At 71.7% G+C, this 21458-nt stretch carries 18 protein-coding genes; 8 read left to right on the top strand and 10 right to left on the bottom strand.

All coding sequences use genetic code 11. The features are described from left to right. The gene (locus ACFPGP_RS05185; protein ID WP_378587770.1) at positions 1–1830 is read right to left on the bottom strand and encodes a fumarate reductase/succinate dehydrogenase flavoprotein subunit; all 1830 of its coding nucleotides are present in this window, start codon (positions 1828–1830) and stop codon (positions 1–3) included. A 105-nt stretch (positions 1831–1935) separates the two neighbouring features. Next, positions 1936–2721, bottom strand: coding sequence for a hypothetical protein (locus tag ACFPGP_RS05180; RefSeq protein ID WP_378587767.1), 786 nt, complete (start codon positions 2719–2721; stop codon positions 1936–1938). A gap of 211 nt (positions 2722–2932) precedes the next feature. On the opposite strand from ACFPGP_RS05180, the gene ACFPGP_RS05175 reads away from it, so the two are divergent. Further along, the gene (locus ACFPGP_RS05175) at positions 2933–4591 is read left to right on the top strand and encodes an FAD-dependent oxidoreductase (protein WP_378587764.1); all 1659 of its coding nucleotides are present in this window, start codon (positions 2933–2935) and stop codon (positions 4589–4591) included. Next, positions 4591–5997 carry a sensor histidine kinase gene (locus tag ACFPGP_RS05170; protein WP_378587761.1) on the top strand — a complete coding sequence of 469 codons (1407 nt, stop codon included), beginning with the start codon at positions 4591–4593 and terminating at the stop codon, positions 5995–5997. The genes ACFPGP_RS05175 and ACFPGP_RS05170 overlap by 1 nt, the downstream gene beginning before the upstream one ends. Before the next feature lie 34 nt (positions 5998–6031). On the opposite strand, the gene ACFPGP_RS05165 is transcribed toward ACFPGP_RS05170, so the two are convergent. After that, the gene (locus ACFPGP_RS05165; protein WP_378587758.1) at positions 6032–8668 is read right to left on the bottom strand and encodes a hypothetical protein; all 2637 of its coding nucleotides are present in this window, start codon (positions 8666–8668) and stop codon (positions 6032–6034) included. A 296-nt stretch (positions 8669–8964) separates the two neighbouring features. Here ACFPGP_RS05165 and ACFPGP_RS05160 point away from each other — a divergent pair, with 296 nt between their 5' ends. The 4 genes from ACFPGP_RS05160 (at position 8965) to ACFPGP_RS05145 (ending at position 13564) form a co-directional block, all read left to right on the top strand. Then, the gene (locus ACFPGP_RS05160) at positions 8965–9945 is read left to right on the top strand and encodes a GNAT family N-acetyltransferase (protein WP_378587755.1); all 981 of its coding nucleotides are present in this window, start codon (positions 8965–8967) and stop codon (positions 9943–9945) included. A 94-nt stretch (positions 9946–10039) separates the two neighbouring features. Further along, positions 10040–10771 (top strand): succinate dehydrogenase cytochrome b subunit, encoded by a 732-nt coding sequence (locus ACFPGP_RS05155; protein ID WP_378587752.1) that lies wholly within the window; start codon positions 10040–10042, stop codon positions 10769–10771. A gap of 28 nt (positions 10772–10799) precedes the next feature. Further along, complete coding sequence (locus tag ACFPGP_RS05150) at positions 10800–12824, top strand: fumarate reductase/succinate dehydrogenase flavoprotein subunit (protein WP_378588100.1); 2025 nt, start codon at positions 10800–10802, stop codon at positions 12822–12824. Beyond that, entirely contained in the window at positions 12821–13564 is a 744-nt protein-coding gene (locus ACFPGP_RS05145; protein ID WP_378587749.1) for a succinate dehydrogenase/fumarate reductase iron-sulfur subunit, read from the top strand. Before ACFPGP_RS05150 ends, ACFPGP_RS05145 begins: the two co-directional genes overlap by 4 nt. Positions 13565–14115: 551 nt before the next feature. Here the strand turns inward: ACFPGP_RS05145 and ACFPGP_RS05140 are convergent. The 6 genes from ACFPGP_RS05140 to trpS form a co-directional block, all read right to left on the bottom strand. Then, positions 14116–14430 carry a hypothetical protein gene (locus ACFPGP_RS05140; RefSeq protein WP_378587746.1) on the bottom strand — a complete coding sequence of 105 codons (315 nt, stop codon included), beginning with the start codon at positions 14428–14430 and terminating at the stop codon, positions 14116–14118. A 540-nt stretch (positions 14431–14970) separates the two neighbouring features. Beyond that, a complete protein-coding gene (locus ACFPGP_RS05135; protein WP_378587743.1) occupies positions 14971–15993 on the bottom strand; it encodes an LLM class flavin-dependent oxidoreductase in 1023 nt (340 codons plus the stop codon). A 51-nt stretch (positions 15994–16044) separates the two neighbouring features. Further along, positions 16045–16272: an SCO4848 family membrane protein gene (locus ACFPGP_RS05130; RefSeq protein ID WP_378587741.1), complete on the bottom strand. Its 228-nt coding sequence runs from the start codon at positions 16270–16272 to the stop codon at positions 16045–16047. After that, positions 16269–17330, bottom strand: a complete 1062-nt coding sequence (locus tag ACFPGP_RS05125) for a YihY/virulence factor BrkB family protein (RefSeq protein WP_378587739.1) — start codon at positions 17328–17330, stop codon at positions 16269–16271. Before ACFPGP_RS05125 ends, ACFPGP_RS05130 begins: the two co-directional genes overlap by 4 nt. A 1-nt stretch (position 17331) precedes the next feature. Next, positions 17332–17853, bottom strand: a complete 522-nt coding sequence (locus tag ACFPGP_RS05120; RefSeq protein WP_378587736.1) for a 2'-5' RNA ligase family protein — start codon at positions 17851–17853, stop codon at positions 17332–17334. Between the two features lie 9 nt (positions 17854–17862). After that, positions 17863–18936, bottom strand: a complete 1074-nt coding sequence (gene trpS, locus ACFPGP_RS05115) for a tryptophan--tRNA ligase (protein WP_378587734.1) — start codon at positions 18934–18936, stop codon at positions 17863–17865. A gap of 93 nt (positions 18937–19029) precedes the next feature. On the opposite strand from trpS, the gene ACFPGP_RS05110 reads away from it, so the two are divergent. Next, a complete protein-coding gene (locus ACFPGP_RS05110) occupies positions 19030–19860 on the top strand; it encodes a GNAT family N-acetyltransferase (RefSeq protein ID WP_378587732.1) in 831 nt (276 codons plus the stop codon). On the opposite strand, the gene ACFPGP_RS05105 is transcribed toward ACFPGP_RS05110, so the two are convergent. Next, positions 19830–21038, bottom strand: a complete 1209-nt coding sequence (locus tag ACFPGP_RS05105; protein WP_378587730.1) for an MFS transporter — start codon at positions 21036–21038, stop codon at positions 19830–19832. The two genes, ACFPGP_RS05110 and ACFPGP_RS05105, sit on opposite strands and share 31 nt — an antisense overlap. Positions 21039–21191: 153 nt before the next feature. Here ACFPGP_RS05105 and ACFPGP_RS05100 point away from each other — a divergent pair, with 153 nt between their 5' ends. Continuing rightward, positions 21192–21428, top strand: a complete 237-nt coding sequence (locus ACFPGP_RS05100; RefSeq protein WP_378587728.1) for a hypothetical protein — start codon at positions 21192–21194, stop codon at positions 21426–21428. The last annotated feature ends 30 nt before the right edge of the window (positions 21429–21458 follow it).

Here is a 21458-nt window from a genome sequence, read left to right as displayed (position 1 = left end):
TCAGGCCTCCTGGAAGTACGTCTGGAGCTCGTCGGGCATGACCGGCAGCGGCTTCTCGGCGATGTCGACGCCTTCCCCGCTGCTGTTGAGGGTGAGCACGAGGTTCTTCGTCCCCCACTCGGGCGAGGTCTTCGGGAAGTCGTCGCGGGTGTGGCCGCCGCGCGACTCCTCGCGTGCCAGCGCCGCCTTCGCGATGCACTCCGAGACCAGCAGCATGTTGCGCAGGTCGAGGGCGAGGTGCCAGCCGGGGTTGTACTGCCGGTGCCCCTCGACGGAGAGGTGCTTCGCGCGCTCCTTGAACGCCTCGATCTCCTCCAGCGACTGCGCCAGCTCGTGACCGTTGCGGATGATCCCGACCAGGTCGTTCATCGACTGCTGGAGGTCCTGCTGGATGGAGTACGGGTTCTCGCCGCCCTCGGAGTCGAACGGCGCGAGCGCGGCCGCCTGTGCGGTGGTGAGGTCCTCCGGCGCGACGCTCGGGTGCGAGCCCAGCCCTGCGGCGTACGCCGCGGCGGCCTCGCCGGCCCGCCGGCCGAAGACGAGCAGGTCGGACAGCGAGTTGCCGCCCAGGCGGTTGGAGCCGTGCATGCCGCCCGAGCACTCGCCGACGGCGTAGAGCCCGGTGACCCCGGACAGCTCGGTGTCCGCGTCGACCTCGACGCCGCCCATCACGTAGTGGCAGGTGGGGCCGATCTCCATCGGCTCTGCGGTGATGTCGACGTCCGCCAGCTCCTTGAACTGGTGGTACATCGACGGCAGCCGCTTGCGGATGAACTCCGGGCTGCGCCGCGAGGCGATGTCGAGGTAGATGCCGCCGTGCGGTGACCCGCGTCCGGCCTTGATCTCGGAGTTGATGGCGCGGGCGACCTCGTCACGCGGCAGCAGCTCGGGGGGACGACGGTTGTTCTTCTTGTCGTCGTACCACCGGTCCGCCTCCTCCTCGTTGTCGGCGGTCTCGGCCTTGAAGAACTCCGGGATGTAGTCGAACATGAACCGCTTGCCCTCGGAGTTGCGCAGGATGCCGCCGTCGCCGCGTACCGACTCCGTGACCAGCAACCCCTTCACCGAGGGCGGCCACACCATGCCGGTGGGGTGGAACTGGACGAACTCCATGTTGATCAGCGACGCCCCGGCCCGCAGGGCGAGCGCATGGCCGTCACCGGTGTACTCCCAGGAGTTCGAGGTCACCTTGAACGACTTGCCGATGCCGCCGGTCGCGAGCACCACCGAGGGCGCCTCGAACACCACGAACCGGCCGGTCTCGCGCCAGTAGGCGAAGGCGCCGCTGATCGCGCCGTCGGTCTTGAAGAGCTCGGTGACCGTGCACTCCATGAAGACGTCGATCCCGAGCGCGACCGCCCGCTGCTGGAGGGTGCGGATCATCTCGAGGCCGGTGCGGTCACCGACGTGCGCGAGCCGCGCGTAGCGGTGGCCGCCGAAGTCGCGCTGGGAGATCAGGCCGTCCTCGGTGCGGTCGAAGAGCGCGCCCCAGTCCTCGAGCTCCTGGACCCGCTCGGGCGCCTCCTGCGCGTGCAGCTGCGCCATCCGCCAGTTGTTGAGCATCTTCCCGCCACGCATGGTGTCGCGGAAGTGCACCTCCCAGTTGTCCTCGGGCCAGCGGTTGCCCATGGCCGCGGCGATGCCGCCCTCGGCCATCACCGTGTGCGCCTTGCCCAGCAGCGACTTGCAGACGATCGCGGTGCGGGCGCCGGCGTCGTGCGCGGCGATGGCGGCCCGCAGGCCGGCGCCACCCGCGCCGATCACGACCACGTCGTACGCGTGCATCTCCAGGCCGCCGGGCGCGGTTCCGGACATCTGGTTGCCGGTCATGGGGTGTCGCGTTTCAGGCCGAGCCATTCAAAACCCTTTCCGGGGTCCCCGCGGCGTTGTGAGCGGGGGAGCGAAGCGGAGGAGTGAGCAACGTCGTGGGGTGGTTCAGAAGAACCTCAGGTCGGTGATGGTGCCCTTGGCGAGGAGGTAGACGTAGAGGTCCACGAAGGCCACCGAGAACAGGGAGATCCACGCGTACCGCGCGTGGTGGGCGTTCATCTTCGACACCCAGGTCCAGAGCTGGTAGCGCACCGGGTGCTTGGAGAAGTGGCGCAGCCGTCCGCCGACGGCGTGCCGGCAGGAGTGGCACGAGAGCGTGTAGAGCCAGATGAAGACGATGTTGACCAGCATCAGCACGGTCCCGAGGCCCATGTGGCCCCACTCGCGCTCCTCGTTGCGGAAGGCCAGCACCGTGTCGTAGCTGAGGATCAGCGCGACCACGATCGCGGCGTACCAGAAGTAGCGGTGGATGTTCTGCAGGATCAGCGGGAACCGCGTCTCCCCGGAGTACTTCGCGTGCGGCTCGGCGACCGCGCAGGCGGGCGGGGAGAGCCAGAAGGCGCGGTAGTAGGCCTTGCGGTAGTAGTAGCAGGTCATCCGGAAGCCGAGCGGGAAGATCAGGATGATCAGCGCCGCGGAGAGCGGGAAGCCCGCGAAGGGCTGGCCGAAGTCGGACGCGCCCTCGACGCAGTCACCCAGGCATGGCGAGTAGAACGGCGACAGGTAGGGCGAGGCGTAGTAGTAGGCACCCGCGAACGCCCGCCAGGTGGCGTAGACGACGAACGCCGAGAAGACCACGAAGGTGACCAGCGGTGAGATCCACCACCGGTCGGTCCGCAACGTCCTCGCCTCGATCGCGGCCCGGCCGGGCCCGGTCACACCTGTCGACATCGCCGTCCTCTCGAGTGGTCATGCCTCCGGTCTCGCGCGGGGCTGACTGCAACGGGTTGCAGTCTTACCTCCCGGGCCCCGGAACGAAAGGGGCCACACCGGGGAATCCCGACCCGCGGGCGCTCCCCCGCCGGTCGCGAGTCGACGTAGGGTCGGGCCAGAAAGCCGACACCGCTCCTTCTCGGGACGACGCCACCCCACGAGGTAGCCCATGGCCCGACCGACCATCCTGACCGTCGACGACGACGACCTCGTCTCGCAGGCGCTCGCGCGCGACCTGCGCGAGAGGTACGGCGAGGACTACCGCGTCGTGCGGGCGACCTCCGGCGACGCGGCGCTGGAGGTGCTGACCAGGCTCACCCTCCAGGACCGCCCGGTCGCGCTCGTCGTCACCGACCAGCGGATGCCGCGGATGACCGGGATCGAGCTGCTCGAGCGCGCCCGCGGCGTCGTGCCGGGGGCGAAGTTCCTCCTGCTCACGGCGTACGCCGACACCGAGGTCGCGATCCGGGCGATCAACGAGATCGGGCTCGACTACTACCTGCTCAAGCCGTGGGACCCGCCCGACCAGCGCCTCTACCCCGTCGTCGACGACCTGCTCGGCGACTGGCGTGCCGAGAACCCCGAGGCCACCACCGACGTCCGCGTGGTCGGGCACCGCTGGTCGGACCGCAGCCACGAGGTGAAGACGTTCCTGGCCCGCAACCACGTGCCGTACCGCTGGCTCGACGTCGAGCGCGACGAGGAGGCGCAGCGGCTGGTGGCGCTCTCCGGAGCCACGCCCGACGAGCTGCCGCTGGTGCTGGTGACCGACGCGGAGCCGCTGCGCTCCCCCACCAGCCGCGACCTCGCCGACGCGCTCGGGCTGCGGACCATGCCGGAGCAGCCGCTGTACGACGTGTGCATCGTCGGCGCGGGGCCGGCCGGGCTCGCAGCGGCGGTGTACGCCGCGTCGGAGGGCCTGCGGACCGTCGTGGTCGAGCGCGAGGCGCCCGGCGGGCAGGCGGGGCAGAGTGCCGCGATCGAGAACTACCTCGGCTTCCCCAAGGGCCTCAGCGGCGCCGACCTGACGCAGCGGGCGATTGCGCAGGCCTCGCGCTTCGGTGCCGAGATGGTGCTTGCGCGCGACGTCGTGGGTCTCGAGGAGCGGGGCCCCGTGCGGGCGGTGCTGCTGGCCGGCGGCGGCGACATCGAGGCCCGCTCGGTGATCGTCGCCTCGGGCGTCTCCTACCGACGGCTCGACGCCGAGGGCGCCGACGGGCTCACGGGGCGCGGGGTGTTCTACGGCGCCAACGCCGGGGACGCGCCGCAGGTCGAGGGCGACGAGGTGTACGTCGTCGGGGCGGCCAACTCCGCCGGCCAGGCCGCCCTCAACCTGGCTCGGCACGCCAAGCGCGTGGTGATGGTGGTGCGGGGGCCTGACCTGGCCGCGTCGATGTCGAGCTACCTCGTGGAGCGGATCCTCGCCCACCCCACCATCGAGGTGCGGCACCGGACGGTCGTGGGCTCCGTGCGCGGCTCGGAGCACCTCGAGTCGCTGGTGCTGCAGGACCTCGACACCGGCGCCTGCGAGGAGGTTCCGGCCGGGTGGCTCTTCGTCTTCATCGGGGCGCAGCCGCGCACCGACTGGGTGGGCGACGAGGTCGCCCGCACCCCGCAGGGGTTCCTGGTCACCGGCTCCGACCTCTCGCTCCGCGACCCGCGGCCGTCGTGGCCCCTGGCCCGCCCGCCGTACGCCCTGGAGACGAACGTGCCCGGGGTGTTCGCGGCCGGCGACGTGCGGCTCGACTCCATGAAGCGGGTCGCGTCGGCGGTCGGCGAGGGCGCGATGGCGGTCTACCTCGTGCACCGCTACCTGGCGGCGACCTGATGAGCGCTACGCACGACGGGTTGCTCGACGCGCTGCGGGCGATGGACCTGTTCCGCGGCCTGACCGACGAGCAGCTCGACGAGCTCGTCGCCGGCGCGGAGGTCGTGGCGATCGAGCCCGGTGTCGACGCCTTCCGCGAGGGTGAGCCGGCCGACGCCTGGTGGGTCGTCGTCGACGGCGCGCTCGAGCTGGTGCGGCACGTCGGCAAGGAGGACACGGTCGTCGGGCGGATGGACGTGCCGGGCCGGTGGGCCGGCGGCTTCCGCGCGTGGGACGAGCACGGCTCCTACCTCGCCACGGGCCGGGGCATCACCCCCGGGCGCCTGCTGAAGGTGCCGGCGCCGGTCCTGCGGGCGTGGGTCCAGGAGTGGTTCCCCCCGGCCGTGCACCTGATCGGCGGCTTCTCGGCCACCGCCCGCAGCATCGAGTCGACCGCCCGGCAGCGCGACGCCCTGGTCACCCTCGGCACGCTCGCGGCCGGCCTCGCCCACGAGCTCAACAACCCGGCCGCGGCCGCCTCCCGCGCCGTCGACGCGCTCGAGCGCACGTCGTCGGAGCTGCTCGCCGCGCTCGGTCGCCTCGCTCGCGAGGACATCTCCGCCGACCACTTCCTGGCGCTCGACACCCTGCGTGCCGAGCTGCCGCTGCGGCCCGTCGTACCCGACGCACTGGCGCTGGCCGACGCCGAGGAGGAGCTCGCGGAGTGGCTCGACGGTCGCGGCGTCGCCGACGCCTGGCGGCTGGCGTCGGCGCTGGCCGGCGCCGGCGTCGACCGGGCCTGGTGCGCCAGGCTGGCCGACGCGCTGCCGGCGTCGAGCCTGGGCCCCGCGCTGGCGTGGGTGGCCGGCACGTCGACCGCGACCGCCCTGCTCGCCGAGATCCGGGAGGCCACCGGCCGCGTCTCGCAGCTGGTCTCCGCCGTACGCTCCTACACGCAGGTCGACGTCGCCACCCAGCAGAGCGTGGACGTCACCGAGGGCCTCGAGAGCACGCTCGTCATGCTCGGCCACAAGCTGCGCGGCGCCGACGTGCAGGTCGAGCGCGAGTACGCCGCGGACCTGCCGCGGATCGAGGCCAACGCCGGCGAGCTCAACCAGGTGTGGACCAACCTCGTGGACAACGCGGTGGACGCGATGACCGAGGTCGACCGGACCCGGGTGCTCCGGGTCGTCGCCCGAGGCGAGCCCGACGCCGTCGTGGTCGAGGTGGTCGACACCGGCGCGGGGATGCCGAGCGAGGTGGCCGCGCGGGCGTTCGACGCGTTCTTCACCACCAAGGAGGTCGGCCGGGGCACCGGCCTCGGCCTCGACATCGCCCGCCGGATCGTGGTCGAGCGGCACCGCGGGAGCATGGAGATCGAGTCGGGCGACGGCGGCACCACGATGCGGGTACGGCTGCCCCGCTGAGCCTCTCTCCGCCACGAGCCCGCGATCGGTGACGTCAGTCGCGTGCGAACTCCTGACGGGTCAGGTTGACCTCCGCGTAGGAGGCGTCACCGGGTTGGCCCGTCAGCGTCAGTGCCACGGTCGGCATGGAGATCAGGAACCCACCCACCTCCTCCGTCACGAGCTCGACCCCGGGCAGCCACGAGGACCCCGAGCCGCTGGGGCTGCAGAAGTTCTCTCCGCCCTCCTGCTGGACGACGGTGGTGCGGTTGAACGTCCCCCTCCCCAGCGACACCGCCATCTGCCCCTGCGTCTGCACCCCGGGGCCGGTGCCCGAGAGGAAGCTCGGCGCCGGCCATCCCTCGGGCAGCTCGTCCTCCTCGGGCCAGCTGCGAAGTCCGGACCCGCTGTAGGACGTGCTCTCCGTGCACAGCGCCTGCCAGGCACCGTCGTAGTTCTTCTGGTACGCGTGCTCCTGACCCGACCACGTCCACGAGTAGGGCTGCCTCACGTAGCCCTGGCCCTCGAAGCTCGCCGGCTGCGGGACCAGGGTCTTCACGACCGTGTGGTTCCAGTCCGAGCAGGGCTCGTCGGTCTCGGCGCAGCTCACGGCGCCCTGAACGTTGCTGCCGACGTGGTGGTACGTGATGGTGCCCGCGTACCCCACGCACGGCCCCTTGTGGAGGAACACCTTGGGGGTGTCGAAGCGGGCGATGTCGAGACTGACGTCGGGCAGGAGCGGGATCAGCAGGGACGCACCGAAGCTCAGGAAGAGCGTGTTCGTCAGGTCCGTGCAGTGCGGGCCGGCGAGCGAGCGGTGGAACGGGTCGTCGGACGGATCCGGCGTGCCGAGCTGGTAGGAGGCCCCCACGGTCGCGGACGCCTCCGGCCCGAGCTCGAGCTCGCCGACCGACGCCGGTCCGACCGCGACCTTGACGCCGATGTCGAACTGCGCCGACCCGCGGTTCAGCTCCGAGGAGCTGGACCCCGTGGCCGAGAGCGCCTTGCCGACGACGGGGTCGTTCCCGTCGTGGTACAGCGACGCGTAGATCCGTTCAGTGGCCGACAGCGCCAGCCTCGACGTGTCGCTGCCGAACGGGGTGACGCTGAGGGTTGCGGTGGGCCCCAGCTTCACCACCAGTGGGGTAGCACCGAGCGGGACCTGCAACAGACCGGTGTTCTCGTAGGTGCACGACACTGCTTGGTCGGCGGCCAGGTCGACCCCGGTGGTGAGGCTGCCCTTGAGACTGAAGTCCACCGTCCCGGCGGACAGGTTGACGTCGAGGTTCGCGTTGCCGCTGTAGCTCGCCGAGAACGCGGGCGTCGACCCACCGACGGAGCACGACCAGTTGCCCAGCGCGAGGGACAGGGCGACGGCGCCACCGCCGCGTGCGGCCGAGCCGGGTCGTGAGCCATCGGACGGACCGAGGTGCCCGCGGTAGCTGATCCGGGCGTCCGCGAAGGCGTCCCGCAGGGTGGCATCCTCGACGAGAGCCGTCTGGGCACCAGGAGTGCCGCTCACCTCGGTCACGCTCAGCACCCGCGGCATACCGGTGTCGTCGCGCAGCAGGACGTGGCCGCCGCCGGTCAGCGGATCAGCGGTCGCCGTCAGCGCCAGGGTGGTCCCGTCGTACGACGCGACGTCGGAAGCCCCGAGCAGGCTGGTCCCGGTGCGCGGTCTCAGGGTGACCTTCTGGTTACCGGCGACGGTGTCGAAGCCGTTCGCGAGCACCCGCGTGCGGCCGCGGGTGCCACTCACCTGGATCGCCGCCGTTCCCGATCGCGGCACGGGCAGGAGCAACGAGACCGCCGAGCCGGTCGACTGCCAGCTGTGGAGCGGCGCGCCCGTCCCCTTGCTGTTCCCCCACAGCCTGACCGTGGCACCCCTCGGCGCCGCAACGCTCACCCAGGTGTCCTGCGTGCCCGCAGGCACCCCTGCCACGTCGGAGAGCCGCAGCCTGCGCACCCCGCCCGGCGCGGCGTTCAGGAGTGTCGTGGTGGTGCCTCGGCTCGTGACCACGCTCTCGCCGGTCGCCCAACCGAGGACCCGGACCCCCACCGTTGCCTCTCCCGAGAGCGCGCGAAGCGAGATCGTGTCATCGGCGTCCGGACGCACAACCTGGAGGAAGGACGACGTTCCGCGACCGAACGCCTCGCCGTTCGCGGGCGCGGCGAGCCCGGTCGTCCACGTGGCCAGCCGCCCTGCCCTGCTCGACGTGGTGGTGAGCTGCACAACGACGGCCGTGGCCGCGGGCGGGACGTCGAGAGCCACCTCCTGAGCGACCGACGTGAGGCTGAGCGACTGCTCGGGCGGGGTCGACTCCGGCACCGTCAGCAGAGACGTCTCGGGAACCCACGCGACCATGCGGACTGCCGTGCGCGGCCCGCCGGCAGTGCTGCGCACCTCGACCCGACCGCCGAGTCCGACCTTGACGAGCGCCAGTCCGCGACCCCCCGACTGCGTGTGGCGCAGGAGCGCCACACCATCACCGTCGGAGCCTTCGGGGCGGACGAGCACCGTCCCGCGGCCACCCGCTCGACTGCTCGCGGCCTCGAGGAGCACGGCACCGAGACCCGTGCTCGGGACTTGTGCCAGAGCGTCGACGTCGATCGTGGTCCACGCCGAGCCGAGTGCGCGGAACGCCCGCAGGGGAACGGGGCGGGCGGGAGCAATGACGTCCCCGCCGTTCATCACCAGAGTCTCACCCGTGGCGCGTGCCAACGGGCCGTCACCCGCTGGGGACGTCGGGGGCGCGGAGTCGGTCACCGCCGATACCTGCGAAGCGGCCGCGGTCGCCACCACCGATCCGGCGACCAGGAGGACCGCCAGCCGTCGTAGAAGCTTCATCGCGCAACCGTCATGCACGAACGCTAGTGCTACGACGACCCGCGTCAGCAGGGTTGAGCGAACGTGTACCGAGACTTGCCGGTCCACGACGCGCCCTACCCCGGGTGCAGGTCACGCCGGCGCGCCCTAGCGTGGACCTCATGGTCCGGCTCGAGACGCACCCCTTCACCGAGGACGACCTGGCCGACGCCGGCCGGCTCCTCGCGGCACGGCACCGCCGGCACCGGGCGGTCCACCCGCTCCTGTCCCCGCAGTACGACGATGCCGGCGCCGCCGAGGCGGAGGTCGCCGCGGCCCTGGCCGCCGAGGACGCCTCGGGCGCCGTCGCCACGCGCGGCGGGGAGGCGGTCGCGTTCCTGCTGGGTGCGCCCCGGAGCGGTGCCGCGTGGGGCGAGAACGTCTTCGTCGACTCGGCCGGCCACGCCACCGCCGACGGCGAGGGAGCGGAGACCACGCGCGAGCTGTATGCCGCGGCCGCCGCCCGGTGGGTCGACGCGGGCCGCACCGCCCACTACGTGCTGCTGCCGTCGAGCGAGGCAGCCGCGGTCGACGGGTGGTTCCGGCTCGGCTTCGGGCTCCAGCAGACCCACGCCCTGCGAGAGCCGCCGACGCGGCCCCCGGCCGTCCGCGACGGCCTCGTCGTGCGCACCCCGACCCGCGACGACATCCCGGTGCTGGCCCGGCTCGACCTCGAGCTGCCCCGCCACCACGCGATCTCGCCGACCTTCAGCGCCGCAGCGGTCCCGTCGTACGAGGAGTCGCTGGCGTACTGGGAGGAGGACTTCGACAACCCCGACTTCCTCAACGTGGTCGCCGAGCACGGCGGCCGGGTCGTGGCCACGGCGAGCTGCTGCCGGCTGGAGAAGTCGAGCACCCACACCGGACCGGCCCGTCCCGAGCGCGCCTGGTTCCTCTCCTTCGCCGCCGTGCTGCCGGAGGCGCGCGGCATCGGCGCCGGACGCGCCGTGGCCGAGGCGGTGCTCGACCACGCCCGCACCGACCCGGCGTACGACGTGCTCGTCACGGACTGGCGCGAACCGAACCTGACCTCCTCGAGGGCGTGGCGGGCGCTCGGGTTCCGCGACAGCTTCTGGCGGCTGCACCGGCTCGTCGGGCGTTGAGCCGGCACCGACGTCGAGACGGGCACCCTCCCCGGGGGAATGTCACACTCCCCGCGGCGCTCCGGGCCGGGAACGGCAGGTAGCGTGTCGGGTCGTGGCAACGACCTCTTCTTCCGAGCCCCTCCGGGTGCCGACCCGGAACCTGGTCAAGGGTGCTCGCGCGTCGCGCTCGACGATCGTCCTGAAGATGCTGATGGCCGTCACCGGCATCCTCTTCGTGCTCTTCGTGCTCGTGCACATGTACGGGAACCTCAAGGCGTTCGCCGGCGAGGCCTCGTTCAACCTCTACGCCGAGCACCTCCGCGAGATCGGCGAGCCGATGCTCCCCCACGAGGGACTCCTCTGGGTGATCCGGGTCGGGCTGATCGTCTCCGTCGTGGTGCACGTGACCTGCGCGTTCATCCTGTGGAGCCGCGCCGGCAGCGCCCGCACGGTCAAGTACCAGGTGAAGAAGAACCGCCACTCGGCGTTCTCCTCGCGCTGGATGCGCTGGGGCGGCGTGGCGCTGCTGCTCTTCATCGTCTGGCACCTCCTCAACTTCACGATCGGCAAGGTCAACGTCGACGGCGGCCCGACCAACAACCCCTACCAGCTGGTCGTCGACACCTTCAGCGTGTGGTGGATGACGCTGATCTACCTCGCCGCGATGCTCGCGCTGGGCCTGCACCTCCACCACGGTGTCTGGAGCTCGGCGCAGACCCTCGGCCTGACCAACAACGCCCGCGCCCGGCGCAACGCCAAGGCGCTCGGCTGGATCGTCGCCGTGGTGATCGCCGGCGGCTTCTCGCTCGTCCCGCTCGCCGTGCTCGCCGGCGTCATCTCCTAGTCACCCGAGGAGCACCGACATGACCGACATGCCCGACACCACCACCACCTTCGACGCCTCGCACACGCGCGAGCCCGGCGGCGAGCAGTACGACGACGCGGCCGGCTTCTACGTCCACGGCGCCCCGATCGCCGACACGAAGGCCCCCGGCGGCCCGATCGACGAGCGGTGGAACACCCGCCAGTTCGAGGCCCGCATCGCCAACCCCGCCAACCGCCGCCGCCTCTCGGTGATCGTGGTCGGCACCGGCCTGGCCGGCGCCTCGGCCGCGGCCACGCTCGGCGAGGCCGGCTACGTCGTGAAGTCGTTCTGCTACCAGGACTCCCCGCGCCGGGCGCACTCGATCGCCGCCCAGGGTGGCATCAACGCGGCCAAGAACTACAAGGGCGACGGCGACTCCGTCTACCGCCTCTTCTACGACACCATCAAGGGCGGCGACTACCGCTCCCGCGAGTCGAACGTCTACCGCCTCGCCCAGGTGAGCGTGAACATCATCGACCAGTGCGTGGCCCAGGGCGTCCCGTTCGCCCGTGAGTACGGCGGCCTGCTCGACAACCGCTCCTTCGGCGGCGTGCAGGTCTCCCGCACGTTCTACGCCCGCGGCCAGACGGGCCAGCAGCTGCTGATCGGCGCCTACCAGGCGCTCGAGCGCCAGGTCGCCGCCGGCACCGTGAAGTGCTACACGCGCCACGAGATGGTCGAGCTGATCGTCGTCGACGGCCGCGCCCGCGGGATCATCGTGCGCGACATGGTCACCGGCGAGATCGAGACCTACTTCGCCGACGTCGTCGTGCTCGCCTCCGGCGGCTACGGCAACGTCTTCTACCTCTCGACCAACGCGATGGGCTGCAACGTCACCGCGACCTGGCGGGCGCACCGCAAGGGCGCCTACATGGCCAACCCCTGCTACACGCAGATCCACCCGACCTGCATCCCGGTCTCGGGCGCGCACCAGTCCAAGCTCACGCTGATGAGCGAGTCGCTGCGCAACGACGGCCGGATCTGGGTGCCGAAGAACAAGGCGGACTGCGACAAGGACCCGCGCGAGATCCCCGAGGAGGACCGCGACTACTACCTCGAGCGGATCTACCCGGCGTTCGGCAACCTGGTCCCCCGCGACATCGCTTCTCGGCAGGCCAAGAACGTCTGCGACGAGGGCCGCGGCGTCGGCCCCGAGGTCGAGGGCGTGCGGCGCGGTGTCTACCTCGACTTCGCGGAGGCCATCGACCGGCTCGGGCGCGACGCGATCGAGAGCAAGTACGGCAACCTCTTCGACATGTACGCCAGGATCACGGGCGAGGACCCCTACGCGGTCCCGATGCGGATCTACCCCGCCGTGCACTACGTGATGGGCGGCCTCTGGGTCGACTACGACCTGCAGTCGACGATCCCGGGGCTGTTCGTGACCGGCGAGGCCAACTTCTCCGACCACGGCGCGAACCGCCTCGGCGCCTCGGCGCTGATGCAGGGCCTGGCTGACGGCTACTTCGTGCTGCCGAACACGATTCGTGACTACCTCGCCGAGGGTCCGTTCGACAAGGTGCCCGAGGACCACCCGGCCGTGCTCGAGGCGCAGCAGTCGGTCCGCGCGCGGATCGACCACTTCATGGGCAACAACGGCACCCGCAGCGTCGACTCCTACCACCGCGAGCTCGGCAACATCATGTGGGAGTTCTGCGGCATGGAGCGCACCGAGGACGGCCTGAAGAAGGCGATCGACCTGATCCGCACGCTGCGCGACGACTTCTGGCGCAACGTGAAGGTGCTCGGCAGCGCCGAGAGCCTCAACCAGTCGCTGGAGAAGGCCGGCCGGGTCGCCGACTTCCTCGAGCTCGGCGAGCTGATGTGCATCGACGCGCTGAACCGCCGCGAGTCCTGCGGCGGCCACTTCCGCGCGGAGTCGCAGACCGAGGACGGCGAGGCGCTGCGCCACGACGACCAGTACGCCTACGTGGCGGCCTGGGAGTGGGCGGGCGAGGGCGAGGTCCCGGTGCTGCACAAGGAAGAGCTGGTCTACGAGTCCGTCGAGATGAAGCAGAGGTCGTACAAGTGAGAGTCACCCTCAAGATCTGGCGCCAGTCGGACCGCGTGAGCGAGGGGCGCCTGCACACCTACGAGCTCGACGACGTCTCGCCCGACATGTCCTTCCTCGAGATGCTCGACGTGCTCAACGAGAAGCTCAACACCGAGGGCGAGGAGCCGGTGGCCTTCGACTCCGACTGCCGCGAGGGCATCTGCGGCATGTGCGGCCTGATGATCAACGGCGAGGCGCACGGCCCCGAGGTCACCACGACCTGCCAGCTGCACATGCGGACCTTCAACGACGGCGACACGATCACCATCGAGCCCTGGCGCGCCGACCCGTTCCCGGTGCTCAAGGACCTCTGCGTCGACCGCAGCGCCTTCGACCGGATCATCCAGCAGGGCGGCTACATCTCGGTCAACACGGGCGCCGCCCCCGACGCGCACGCCACCCCGGTGCCCAAGGACAAGGCCGACCGCGCCTTCGACGTCGCCACCTGCATCGGCTGCGGCGCCTGCGTGGCCGCCTGCCCCAACGGCTCGGCGTCGCTGTTCCTCGGCGCGAAGATCACCCACCTCGGCGAGCTCCCCCAGGGCCAGGCCGAGCGCGACACCCGCGTGGTGAACATGGTCGCCCAGCACGACCACGAGGGCTTCGGCGGCTGCACCAACATCGGCGAGTGCACCGCGGCCTGCCCCAAGGAGATCCCGCTCGACGTGATCTCCCGGCTCAACTGGGACCTCCACGCCGCCCTGCGCCACGGCCACTGAGCTTCTCCCCCGCCGGCAGCTTCGTCCTGCCGTCCGTCGGGGGTGGGCTGAGTGCATCCAGAAGGAGCCAGTCGGCTCCGGGCGGCTTTGCGGCTTCGCCGCTGTCGGTGCCCGACCCTGCGATCGGACACGCTCACTTCTGGAGAGCGGACGTGCGGCTGTGGGCTGGCCCCATGACCGGCTGGCCGCAGGGCGCGCTCTGTGCGGTATGAGCGGAACGCCATGCCGCCATCCGACCTGCGGCACGGGCGTGTCGATTGGAGCAGGTCGTGTGCCTGAGAACCCCTCAGAGGGTGCTGTCAGGCACACGACCCGTAACGGGCAGGGTGCACGCAACGGTCGACGGTCGAGGGTCGCCTCGATCGGTGTCCGCTCAGGCCGCGTTGTGCGCGGTCTTGCCGAGTCAGTCCGGCCCGTGAACAGCCCGTCGGCCCTCATCAGGTGGGACGACAGCCGCGACAGACATCGACGCCAGTGCGATCGCCCACCTTCCGGACCGAGACTCCGGGGCCCGACTGACCGCACTGACGTCGAGTTCTCAGCATCCCTTCTCACTTGGGTTCGGCGAGGTAGCGCTCGGCGGCGTCAGCCGACTGAGGCACACCGACCGGCCAGGTCAGGCTGAGTTCGGCGAGGTAGCGCTCGGCGGCGTCAGCCGACTGAGGCACACCGACCGGCCAGGTCAGGCTGAGTTCGGCGAGGTAGCGCTCGGCGCCGTCAGCCGACTGAGGCACACCCACCAGCGAGGTGTCGGCGGGGGTCTCGACCCGCTCGGGTGCGGTGTCCGACGTGATGCTCAGTAGAACCAGCACCACGGCAACGACCAGTCCGACGGCGATGGCGACCCATCCGAGCGACTTGCGCACGGACCGGCGTGGCGACGGGGGTTTCTCTTCGACGGAGCTCGGTCCCGCGCGGACGGGGACCCGCTCGATTGTCTGCACCATGGGGACTCCTCGGTTGGGGCTGCCTGAGGCAGCGCTGGCGGAACAGGAGGAGCGTGCGAGAGCACCGTGCCTAGGCGTTGGCAACGAGGACGACGTCCGTGGACTGGCGAATCAGTGCCGTGGCGGAACTCGGAAGCGAACCCGCACCACAACCTGCGTCGCATCCAGTTCGCGGGCAACCAGCGGGGCGTGGAAACTTCCGGGCCGAGACTGGGGGGCCCGATGCACGCCTCGGCGCATGCCTACTTGTGCGCTTCTCACATCTCCAGCATCGCCGCCTACGCCTCGGTTTCCCAGAGTCAAACGCCCTGACTTCGGCAGTTGAGTGCGTCCCGGGAGGTCATGCACGTTGCCGGTCCTGACCGGCGGAACGCATGACGCTGGCGGCCGCCCCGTCGCCTTGGTCGCACGTGCGACCAAGGAAGAGGCGCCGCCGGCGGGACGGACGGCCTCGGTGGCTCAGTGCCAGCCGAGCGCCGGGGCGAGGTGGGTCATCACGTTCTCGAGGACGTGCGCGTTGTAGTCGACGCCGAGCTGGTTGGGCACGGTGAGCAGGAGGGTGTCGGCGGCGGCGATCGCCTCGTCCTCGGCGAGGTCCCTGACGAGCTGCTCGGGCTCGCCGGCGTAGGTCTTGCCGAAGCGGGCCTGGCCGCCGTCGATGAAGCCGACCTGGTCCTCGCTGCGCGCCTCCTGGCCGAAGTACGCCCGGTCGAGGTCGGAGGTGATCGGAAAGATGCTGCGGCTCACCGAGACCCGCGGCTCGCGGTCGTGTCCGGCCTCGGCCCAGCGGTCGCGGAAGCGCTGGATCTGCTCGGCCTGCAGCTGGTGGAACGGGACGCCGGTGTCCTCGGTGAGCAGGGTGGAGCTCATCAGGTTCATCCCCTGCTCGGCGACCCACTCCGCGCTGCTGCGCGTGCCGGCGCCCCACCAGATCCGGTCGCGCAGGCCCGGTGAGTGCGGCTCGATCCGCAGCAGGCCGGGCGGGTTGGGGAACATCGGCCGCGGGTTGGGCTCGGCGAAGCCCTCGCCGGAGATGACGTTGAGGAAGATCGCCGCGTGCTCGCGGGCCATGTCGGCGTGGTCGGTGCCCTCGGCGGGGACGTGGCCGAAGTAGCGGTAGCCCTCGATCACCTGCTCCGGTGACCCACGGCTGATGCCGAGCTGGAGCCGTCCACCCGAGATCAGGTCGGCGGCGCCGGCGTCCTCGGCCATGTAGAGCGGGTTCTCGTAGCGCATGTCGATCACGCCGGTGCCGATCTCGATCCGGCTGGTGCGGGCGCCGACGGCGGCCAGCAGCGGGAACGGCGAGGCGAGCTGCCGGGCGAAGTGGTGCACCCGGAAGTACGCGCCGTCCGCACCCACCCCCTCGGCCGCGACCGCGAGGTCGATCGACTGCAGCAGCGCGTCGGACGCGGAGCGCGTCTGCGAGTGCGGTGAGGGCGACCAGTGACCGAAGGACAGGAACCCGATCTTCTTCTTCACGTCGGCTCCAACCGCTGGGCGGGGCGGGATGTTCCGCCCGCATGTCGTGGTTCAGGCGTCCCGCGAGGCGCGCAGGGCCTTGAGCCCCAGGGCGCCGAGGAGGCCCGCGATCACGAAGTTGCCGACGATCAGCAGCGTGTGCGCGACCCAGTAGCCGGTGGCGCGCTCCTCCCCCGCCTCGTAGGCGGACCAGAGGTTCTTGGCGAAGTTGCCGAAGGTGACGACGTTCCACACCGCCACGGCCAGCAGCAGGAGGGCGTGCTTGCGCTCGAACTTCACGGGTTGTCCTTTCGTCGGGGACGGCGCAACGCCGCCACCACGGTCAGCACGGTGGCGCCGCCCGCGGCGAACGCCCGGGCGGAGGCGCGCCGGTCGCGCTCCGGCGGCGGCGGCGCGAGCCGCGCCACCCGCGCCAGGTCCTCCTCGCGGGCATGCTCCACGGCGAGCGCGTCGCGCACGGCCCGGGAGGCCGGCGCCTCGTGCGCCCAGGCCGCAGCGAGGATGACGACGCGGGAGAAGAAGTTGATCCAGACCAGGAGGATCAGCGCGACCCCGAACGCCTGGAAGGCTGGCTTGTCCTTGGTGAGGCCCAGCAGCTCGCCGGAGAGCTGCTTGAGCACCTCGAACCCGACGGCGCCGACGAACGCCCCGGACCACAGGTCGCGCCGCGGGGCGTGCGGGGTGGTCGGCAGCAGGAAGAGCGCGTAGAAGAGCACCGTGTTCGCGGCGAGGCCGAAGAGCAGGGTGACCAGCCGCAGCAGCAGCCCGTAGTCGGAGTCGACGCCGACCCAGTCGAGCACCTCGCTGGAGAAGCCGGTGACGAACCCGGTCAGCGCCACCGCCAGGAGGAGCGCCACGCCGATCAGCAGGAGCGCGACGAGGTCGCGGACCTTGCCGAGCACCCAGCTGGGTCGCTCGGGCACCGGGACCTCGAAGACCACGGCCAGCGCGACCCGCATGCTCGAGAACCAGCTGAGACCCGAGTAGAGCAGGGCGAGCAGACCGAGGCCGGCCACGGTGCGGGCGGCGGACTCGACCTCCGCGAGCGAGATCTGGTCGGAGTCGGTGCCGATCAGGCCGGGGAACAGTGCATTGACCGCGGTGGTCAGGTCGTCCTGCCCGTCGGGGTAGACGGTGGCGAGCAGCGCCACCACCGCGAAGGCGAGCGCCAGGATCGGGAAGAAGGACAGGAACCCGTAGTAGGTGATCGCGCCCGCCCACTGCGAGCCCTGGACGCGACCGTAGTGCTGGCCGGCGCGCACCACGTGGTCGAGCAGCCCGCTGCGGCGGCGCGCGGCGTCGAGCCGGGCCGCGGCGCGCTCGGTGGCCGCGGACACCTCAGCCCGCCGCGGGCTGGAGGGGGAACTCGCGGGTGGGACGCCACCCGGACTCGTCGTCGTGCACGTAGAGGTGGAACTCCGCCGCGGCGAAGACGCACTCGAAGTCGGCCAGGTCGGCGAAGGCGCGGTCGAGCGCGTCGTCGTCGAGGTGGTGGGCGACCGTGACGTGGGGGTGGTAGGGGAACTGGAGCTGGACCGCGAGCGGACCGTTGCGCACCGCGGAGGCCAGCTGCTCGCAGCCCGAGATGCCCTCGACGACCGACACGAAGACGACCGGGGAGACGGGGCGGAAGGTGCCGGTTCCGCGGAGGTGCACCGTGAAGGCGCGGGCACCCGCGGCGACCTCGGTCAGGTGCTGCTCGACGGCCTCCAGCTCGCCGTCGGCCACCTCGGCGGGAGGCACGAGCGTGATGTGGGTCGGGATCCCGGCCCCGGTCCGGTCGCCGATGGAGGCGCGGTAGCGCTGGAGCTCGCCTCCCCACGGCTCGGGGATCGCGATGGCGACGCCGATGGTGGGCATCCGTCGACCCTACTGACCCGGTGGCAGGGCCGGGGCCACGAAGCCGACACGCGCGAAGACGTCGCGCAGGGTCGCCTCGGCGACGGCGTTCGCCTGCTCGTGGCCGCGGGTCAGCACGCTGGTCAGGTAGGCCTGGTCGTCGAGCAGCTCGAGCGTCCGGTCACGGAACGGCGTGACCACGTCGACCACGATGTCGGCCAGGTCCTTCTTGAAGTCGCCGTAGCCACGCCCGGCGTACTGCTCCTCCAGCGCGGTGACCGACTCGCCGGTCAGCGCCGCGTGGATGGTGAGCAGGTTGCTGATGCCGGGCTTCTCCTCGGGGTCGAAGCGCACCTCCGAGCCGGAGTCGGTGACCGCGGAGCGGATCTTCTTCGCGCTCACCCGCGGGTCGTCGAGCATCTCGATGATGCCGCCGGGCGAGGACGCCGACTTCGACATCTTCGCGGTGGGGTCCTGGAGGTCGGTGATCTTGGCCGTCGACTTCAGGATGTAGGGCTCGGGGAGCCGGAACGTCTTCTTGTAGCGGTGGTTGAACCGCTGGGCGAGGTCACGGGTCAGCTCGAGGTGCTGGCGCTGGTCCTCGCCGACCGGCACGTAGTGCGGCCGGTAGAGCAGGATGTCTGCCGCCTGGAGGATCGGGTAGGTGAAGAGCCCGACGCTGGCGGCGCCCTCGCCCCCCTTCGCGGACTTGTCCTTGAACTGGGTCATCCGCCGCGCCTCGCCGAAGCCGGTGAGGCACTGCAGCACCCAGCCGAGCTGGGCGTGGGCCGGGATCTGGCTCTGCACGAAGATCGCCGAGCGCTCGGGGTCGACACCCATGGCGAGCAGCTGCGCCGCGGCCCGCAGGCAGCGCTCACGGAGCACCTTGGGGTCCTGCTCGACGGTGATCGCGTGCATGTCGGCGATGAAGAAGAAGGGCTGGTGGTCCTCCTGGAGGTGGACCCACTGCCGCAGCGCGCCGAGGTAGTTGCCGAAGTGGAACGAGTCGGCGGTGGGCTGGATGCCCGAGAGCACGCGCGGACGGGCACCGCCGGTCGCGGACCCCGGGACGGCCACCTCGGGAGCGGTGGTCGGAGCGGACATGGGCGGCATTCTGTCACCGGCGCGCAACCGCTCCCGCACCGGTCGGGCATATCGGTTTGCCCGGCCGGGGCGGGTCTTGGCAGGGTGCGCGGCATGCTGATGCAGACCGACGGGGAACGGGTCGTGCTGGAGGCGCCGGGGGCGCCCGACCACGGGTGGCTGGACGCCGCGCTGGACGAGGCGTACGGCGCGGGCACCGCGCTCGTGGTGTGGCCGGTCGCGGTCGGCGACTGGAGCGCGCGGCGGCTGGCCTGGGAGTCGGGCTTCCGCGTGAGCGGCACCGTCCCCGGCTGGTTCGGGCCGTCCGTGGGTGAGCGGGCCCGGCGCGACGCGTGGCTGCTGACGCTCGGCGCCTCGGACCCCCGCGAGCCCGCCACCACCTGGCTCGACTGCCCGGTGCTCGAGGGCGACCTCGTCCGGCTGCGCCCGTGGCGAGCCGAGGACGCTCCGCGCATCGTCGAGGCCTGCTCGGAGGAGCGGACGGCGTACTGGCTGGGGCGGTTGCCGGTCCCGTACACGCTCGCCGACGCCGAGGCCTACCTCGAGGACCGCCGGGGGGTGCTGGCCGACGCCACGGCCGTCGGCTGGGCCGTCGCCGACCCGGCCACCGACGAGCTGCTGGGCTCCCTCGCGCTGTTCGACCTCGTGGCGGGCCGCTCGGCGGAGGTCGGCTACTGGACCCACCCGGCGGCCCGCGGCCGCGGCGTGATGACCGCCGCCGTGCGGCTCGCGATCGGGCACGCGTTCGGCGCGCTGGGCCTGGGGCGGCTCGCGGCCTTCGCCGCGGTGGGCAACACCGCGTCGCGGCACGTGATCGAGACCTGCGGCTTCACCTACATCGGCACCGAGCGGCGGTCGGTGCTGGTCCGCGACGGGCTCGCGGACCACGCCTGCTACGACCTGCTGTCCACCGACCTCACCTGAACCCGGGCCGACACCACGATCACCAGGAAGCCGGCCAGCGACAGCGCGACGCCGACCACCGCGGTCGCGGTGTAGCCGTACCCGGCCGCGATCACGAGACCGCCGAGCCAGGCGCCGAGGGCGTTGGCGAGGTTGAGCGACGCGTGGTTCATCGCCGCGCCGAGCGTGCGCGCGTCGCCGGCGACGTCCATCAGGCGCAGCTGGAGGTTCACCACCAGCACCGACCCGAGCACGGTGATGAAGAACGCCGGGACCAGCGCCACCCAGCCGTACGGCGCGAGCAGCGCGAAGACCGCCAGCACCACGCCCAGCCCGAGCGAGGAGCCGAGCAGCGACCGGAAGACCGACCAGTCGGCGAGCTCGCCGGCGACCCAGGTGCCGGCCACCATGCCGAGGCCGAGGACGAGGAGGAAGACCGGCACCGCCGACTGCCCCAGCCCGCCCGCGTCGGTCACGATCGGGGCGATGTAGGAGTAGACGGCGAACATGCCGCCGAACCCGATCGCGCCGGCCAGCAGGGTGAGCCACACCTGCGGCTTGGCGAAGGCGGTCAGCTCACGGCGACCCGTCGCCTCGGTGTCGCCGGGGCATGACGGGACGAACGCCAGCACCAGCGCCACGGTGACCAGCGCCAGGCCCGCGACCGACCAGTACGCCGAGCGCCAGCCGAGGGTCTGCCCCAGCCAGGTCGCCGCCGGGACGCCCACGACGTTGGCGACCGACAGGCCCAGCATCACCATCGCCACCGCGCGCCCCTGCCGACCCAGCGGGGCCAGGCTGGCGGCGACCAGCGACGCGACACCGAAGTAGACCCCGTGCGGGAGCCCGTCGAGGAAGCGCGCCACGAGCAGGGCGTCGTAGCTCGTCGCCAGGGCGCTCGCGGCGTTGAACACGGCGTACGCCGTCATCAGCGCGACCAGCAGCCCGCGGCGAGGCCAGCGGGCGCCGAAGTAGGCCAGCACGGGCGCGCCGACGACGACGCCCAGCGCGTAGGCCGAGATCAGGTGGCCGGCGGTCGGGATCGAGACCCCGACGCCCGCGGCGATCTGCGGCAGCAAGCCCATGGTCACGAACTCGGTGGTGCCGATCGCGAAGCCGCCCATGGCCAGCGCCAGCACGGCCAGCCGGAAGTGGCGGGCGGTGGTGGTGGTCGGCGGCGCGGTGGCGGTCTCGGTCATCGTCACCCATGCTCCAACCCGGGGCGCGGGAACGCCTATTCCGCAGGCACGGTCACCCGGGCACATCCCGGCCATTTGCCCGGTGTCCCGGGACGCCGGCGTCCCTAGCGTGGTGGCACGTCCCCGGTCCACCCCACGTCGCAGGAGTCCCCCATGGTGCTGAGCGGTACGCCGCGCACGTTCGTCGGCGCGGTGACGCTGCGCCTGCGCGGCCCGGTGTGCCACCACGTGGCGGACGAGGTCGTGGCCGGGCTCGAGCGGCTGGCGGGTGTCCGCGTGGCCGACCTCGACGTGGGGGCCGGGATCCTCGTGGTCACCGCCGCCCGGCCCGTCGACCGCGCGGACGTCGTCGACGCGCTCGGACGTCTCGGCTGCCGCGTCCGGGACTGACCGCGGCCGCTGTGAGCCCCGAGGGCGTGT

It is taken from the genome of Nocardioides taihuensis (genome assembly GCF_042657275.1).
GTDB lineage: Bacteria > Actinomycetota > Actinomycetes > Propionibacteriales > Nocardioidaceae > Nocardioides > Nocardioides taihuensis.
This window is presented reverse-complemented; position numbering and strand designations above follow the sequence as displayed.